Below are 5,132 nucleotides of genomic sequence, written 5' to 3' on the forward strand. Positions count from 1 at the left end.
CCGCGAGTTCTGGTTCCTCCTCAATAACTGGGTCCTGCTCTCCGGCTGCCTGCTGGTCATGGTGCTGACCGTCTTCCCGAACATCTCGGAGGCCTTCGGCGAGAAGATCACGATCAGCATCCCGGCCTTCAATCGGTGGATGACCCCCGTCGGCCTCGCGCTGCTCGTGATCACCGGCATCGGCCCCATGCTCGGCTGGCGGTCCACCGATGGCGCGGGGTTGAAACGCCAGTTTCTGTGGCCGCTCTCCGCCGGGCTGCTGACGGCGGGCCTGCTTCTCGCGGTCTTCGGCCGGCATCGCGGGCTTCCGGCGGGGACCTGGGCCCTCTGCGTCTTCGTGCTGGCCACCATCGTCCAGGAGGTGATCCGCGCGAGTCGCATCCGCGCCAAGGCGGTCGGCTCGAGCGCCCTGGCCGCCGTGCCTGGGCTCATCGGACGCAACCGACGACGCTACGGTGGCTACATCATCCACCTCGGCATCGTGCTCATGTGCGTGGGCTTCGCCGGCGACTCCTTCAAGGTGGAGCGCGAGGTCGTGATGCGCCCGGGACAGCGGGTGGACATCGGCGCTTACTCCCTGCGCTTCGACGGCATCGAGAGCGGGGCCGACGAGGCGAAGCAGATGCTCACGGCCACCCTGAGCGTCTACGCCTCCGGCAAGCACCTGGGGCAGATCCAGCCCGCGCGCTGGACCTTCTTCAAGCACGAGGATCAGCCCACGACCGAGGTGGCCCTGCGCCGGACGCTGAAGGAGGACCTCTTCGTCGCCATCGGAGACCACGACCCGCAGGCCGGCACCACGGGCTTCAAGGCCATCATCAATCCGCTCGTAAACTGGGTCTGGATCGGCTTCCTGGTGCTGGCTCTCGGCACCGCGATCGCCGCGCTCCCGATCGGGGCGCCTGTGGCCACGGCTGCCGGCACCACGGCGCTGCTGCTGCTCCTCCTCGGCTGGCCGGCGCTGGCCCGAGCCGACGCGACGCACGGCGTGGGCGGCAACAACCCCGCGCACGACGTGCCGACCGACAAGCCCGTGATCCTCGACAGCGACTCCGAACGCTCGGTCATGAAGAACTTCGCCTGCCTTTGCGGCGGCTGTCCCAAGATCCCCCTCGACAGCTGCCCCTGCGGCTTCGCGCAGACCGAGCGCGCCGCCATCCGCGGCAAGATCGCCCAGGGGTGGGACCTGGAGCGCATCATCGGCTGGTACACCACCGCCCGCGGCCCCGAGATCGGCAAGAAGCCCTTCGGCGCGGTGGCGCTGGCCATCCCCCCCGACACGGCGTTCAACCGGCTGTCGTGGCTCGTCCCGTACGGCGCGAGCGCCGTGGCGGCCGGGGTCCTCTTCGCACTCGGCCGGCGCTGGGCCCGGCGGCGCCGCGCGGCAGACGAGACGCAAACCCCCGCCGAGGCTGCCGCCGCGTCGAGCAGCGACAAGGCCTACGAAGAGCTCCTGAAGCGCGAGCTCAAGGACCTGGAGTAAGCCGTGGACACCATCCTGCGCTATTCGATCTTCGGGCTTCCTCTGGTCCTCGCCGGCGTGGGCGCCATCCTGAAGGGGAGCGGAGGGCTCACCGCGGGCCACTCGATCGGCTTCGCCGCCGCCCTCGGCGCCGTCCTCGGCCTGACCCTGCACTTCGTCCTCTCGAGCTTCGCTACGCTGGTCGGGCAGGCTCGCGTTCCGAAGGAGCTCTCGAGCCGGGCGCTCATGGTGCTCGAGCACGACAAGCGCGTCCTGCTCCGCTCCATCAAGGAGCTGGAGTTCGACGCCTCGCTCGGTCGCCTGAGCCCCGAAGAGGCCGAGCGCCTCGCCGACCCGCTCAAACAGCGCGCGGTGCGCCTCCTGCGGGAGCTCGACGTCGCACGCTCCACCGAGGGAAGCTCGGTCGACGCGCAGATCCAGGCCGAGCTCGACCGGCGCCTGGGCCGGGCCTAGGCGGGAGGACAGACCATGACACGCACCCCGCTCCGAACGCTCTCCCTGGCCATCCTCTTGACGAGCTCTCTGGCGCACGCGCAGGCTCCCGGCGCCCCGGCCGCTCCGGGCGCTCCGCCACCCGGTGCGATGCTCGGCCAGGCGCTCTATTCATCCGACCTTCCCAAGGGGGTCGCGACCGTCAAGGTGGTCGGCCAGGAGCTGAAGGAGCTGAAGGTCGGGCAGGCCGTGGAGCTGCACCGCGAGAGCGCGGGACGCCGCGAGCTCGTCACCACGACGAAGACCGGCCCCGACGGCCGCGCGCGCTTCGAAGGACTCGAGGCGGGCAAGAGCTACGTGGTGGTGCTGCCGCTCCCCGAGGGGAAGCGCGAATCGGCGCCCTTCAAGGGCCCCGACTCCGGCGGCGTGCGCCTCCTCATCCAGACCGGCACTGCCGCCCCTGCGGCCGGGGCTGCCGCTCCTGCGGCCGGGACTCCGCCCAATGACCCGGTGCACGGCGGCGCGGCGGCCGACCCCGCGGCGAGCGGCGGGCTCCCCCCCGGACACCCGCCGATCCCCGCCGGCAGCGGCGGCGAGCCCGACCTGACGCCGAAGAAGGGAAAGACCCCCGGCCAGAGCGGGACGGCGGAGGTCACGGCGGTGAAGGAGCTCCAGCCCGGGACCCTCGAGATCCTGGTCGTGAAGGGGAAGGCGCGCGCCCCCGTCGGCGCGACCGCCGTGAACGTCACCGAAGGGCAGAAGAAGAGCGTGCACCGCACGAACGACAAGGGCCAGGTGCTGCTACGCCTCGCCCCGAAGCGGGCCGTCACCCTCTCCGTGGCCTTCGCCGGTACGGACTACACCACCGACGCCATCTCCCTCCCCGACTCGGGGGGCCTGCGCGCCACCTTCACCGTCTACGACAAAACGAGCGACCCCTCTAATATCTGGGTCGGCCCCGGCTCGCACCTGCTGGCGCAGCTAAACGAACAGACGATCCATTTCCGCCAGGTCTTCAGCCTGTACAACACCGGCGAAGCCCTCTTCGAGCCGCGCGACAAGGGTCTCCTGCTCCCCCTCCCCGAGGGGGCCCAGCAGCTCCAGGTCCCCGAGGAGTACGCGGGTCTGGTGACCGCCGAACCGGCGCTCGGCGCGGTGCGCGTGGTGAAACCGCTGCCGCCGGGACGCCTAATGATCGAAGTGTTCTATTTGCTGCGCTACGAGGGGGAGGCCCTGGACGTCCGCCAGCGCCTGCCCGTGGCCACCGCCCAGACGCTGCTCGTCGTCACCAACAGCGACAGCGTGGAGCTCTCGGGGCCCTCGGTGAAGGGGCGCCGCATGGAGGAGCAGGGAGGGGTGAAGACCCCCGTCTTCACGCTCGCACCGGCGAGGGCCGGAACCCTCACCGAGTTCACCATCTCCGGCCTCCCCACCCGGAACAAGCGGCTGACCCACGTCGTGCTGGGACTCGCCGGGCTGCTCCTCCTCTGGGGGGTGGTGGCCGCCTTCGGGGCGGGCCACTCGCAGGGGCTGCGCAGCGACCGTCGCGAGGCGCTCCTCAAGGAGCTCGTCGAGCTGGAGCGCGTGGCCGCCGACGGTTCGGTCCCTCCCGCCGAGCTGGAGCATCGACGCGCTACCTTGAAAAAGGAGCTCGCTGGACTCTGGGAAGAGCCCGTATAACGAGCTGGCATCAGGATCCGTGCACCCATGAACCGCATCCTCTTCTACCTCTGCGCCCTCCTCGCCGCGGCGGGCTTCGCCGTCGCTCCGTACCTGCTCTTCCTCGTCGCGCCCACCGAGCCCACGATGGGCTTCGTGCAGAAGATCTTCTACTTCCACGTCCCCTGCGCCTGGGTCATGTTCCTCTCCGCCATCATCTGCGGCGTGGCCGGGGGCGTGTACCTCTTCCGCGGGCGCCTCTGGGCCGACGCCGTCACCGCCACGGCCGCGGAGATCACCGTGGTCTTCGGAGCCCTCGTGCTGATCACCGGCCCGCTGTGGGCCAAGATCGCTTGGGGCCACTACTGGGTCTGGGACGTCCGTCTCACCACCGTGCTCTTGCTGTTCCTCATCTTCGTGGCCGTGCTCCTCGCGCGCCGCTACGCCGGCCCCACGGCCAAGCGCATCGCCGCCGGCCTCGCCCTCTTCGGCGCGGCCGACGTGCCGCTCATCTACACCTCGGTGAAGATCTGGAAGACGATGCACCCCGAGACCTCGGTCGTGCCCACGCTCGACCCCGCGATGCGCCCCGCACTCTTCATCAGCCTCGGGACCTTCACCGCGCTCTTCGTCCTCCTCTTCTGGATCCGCCTGCGTCTCGAGCGCAGCCGCTACGCCCTCGACGAGCTCGTCGTCGCTCTCACGGAGCGCGAGCGCCACGCGGTTCCCGCTTTCTCCCGCGTCGGAGCCGTCTCGGCCGCCGCCCCCGCGAAGGAGATCTGACATGACCGCCCTCCGCCGCCTGCTACTGACCGTCGCGCTGACCCTCCTCCCCCTGGCGCAGGCCATGGCCGACGAGGCCTACGAGGACTTCACGCCGCAGCCTCTGACGGACCCGAAGGCCCCCCTGCACGTGGTGCTTTCCTACTCGGCCATCTGGATGCTAATCCTCCTGTTCGTGGTATCGGTGTGGCGCCGCCAGGCCCGGGTAGCCGCCGAGCTCAAGGAACTCGAAAAGCAGGTCCGGGGCGAGGGGGGCTCCCCCTCCGCCCCGCACCGGTAATCCTCGGCCCGCCCACGGCCGGCCGAGGTTGCGCCGCAGTGGAACGCAGCATGAAGCCGGTGGAGCAGGACAGCCAAGGGGCGAGGATCATCGCCGAGGAGCTCAAGCTGCTGGCGCGCGTGAGCTCCGCTCTCTCGACCCTTTCCACCGAGCACGCCGGCGCCCCCGACTACGACGAAGCGTTGGTGGACCTGCGTGACCAGCTCGCCGAGGCGAAGCCCGAGGACATCGCCGCGATCGTGGAGCAGATGACCCGCATCGCGGCCGTGGCCCAGCGCTACGGCAAGGGCAGAGACCTGCCGGTGGACCCGGCCTCGCCGTACTTCGCGCACCTCCGGCTCGACGAGGACGACCGCCTGCGCGACGTGCTCATCGGCCGGCGCGGCTTCGTGGACCGCAGCCGCCAGATTCAGATCGTGGACTGGCGCAACGCGCCGGTGAGCCGCATCTACTACCGATACGAGGAGGGCGACGACTACTACGAGCGCTTCGGCC

The 5,132-nt window shown here is 70.3% G+C and carries 6 protein-coding genes; all 6 read left to right on the forward strand.

The genetic code is table 11. From position 1 onward, the window contains the following. The coding region (locus IT371_29655) for a hypothetical protein (protein MCC6751856.1) at window positions 1-1,483 on the forward strand (1,483 nt) is incomplete at its 5' end. Window positions 1,484-1,486: 3 nt separating this feature from the next. Beyond that, window positions 1,487-1,936: a hypothetical protein gene (locus IT371_29660; protein ID MCC6751857.1), complete on the forward strand. Its 450-nt coding sequence runs from the start codon at window positions 1,487-1,489 to the stop codon at window positions 1,934-1,936. Window positions 1,937-1,951: 15 nt separating this feature from the next. Next, complete coding sequence (locus IT371_29665) at window positions 1,952-3,595, forward strand: hypothetical protein (GenBank protein MCC6751858.1); 1,644 nt, start codon at window positions 1,952-1,954, stop codon at window positions 3,593-3,595. Between the two features lie 27 nt (window positions 3,596-3,622). After that, window positions 3,623-4,357, forward strand: coding sequence for a cytochrome c biogenesis protein CcsA (gene ccsA / locus IT371_29670; GenBank protein MCC6751859.1), 735 nt, complete (start codon window positions 3,623-3,625; stop codon window positions 4,355-4,357). Window position 4,358: 1 nt separating this feature from the next. Continuing rightward, a complete protein-coding gene (locus IT371_29675; protein MCC6751860.1) occupies window positions 4,359-4,637 on the forward strand; it encodes a CcmD family protein in 279 nt (92 codons plus the stop codon). Window positions 4,638-4,675: 38 nt separating this feature from the next. Further along, a partial coding sequence (locus IT371_29680; protein ID MCC6751861.1) for a DNA helicase UvrD occupies window positions 4,676-5,132 on the forward strand: 457 nt, incomplete at its 3' end.

Source organism: Deltaproteobacteria bacterium (genome assembly GCA_020848905.1).
In the GTDB taxonomy this organism is placed as follows: domain Bacteria; phylum Myxococcota_A; class Polyangia.

Bases quoted from the DNA above. Each gene is read 5' to 3' on its own strand.
- IT371_29665 (MCC6751858.1), top strand. From the start codon at position 1,952: ATGACACGCACCCCGCTCCGAACGCTCTCCCTGGCCATCCTCTTGACG.
- ccsA (MCC6751859.1), top strand. From the start codon at position 3,623: ATGAACCGCATCCTCTTCTACCTCTGCGCCCTCCTCGCCGCGGCGGGC.
- IT371_29675 (MCC6751860.1), top strand. From the start codon at position 4,359: ATGACCGCCCTCCGCCGCCTGCTACTGACCGTCGCGCTGACCCTCCTC.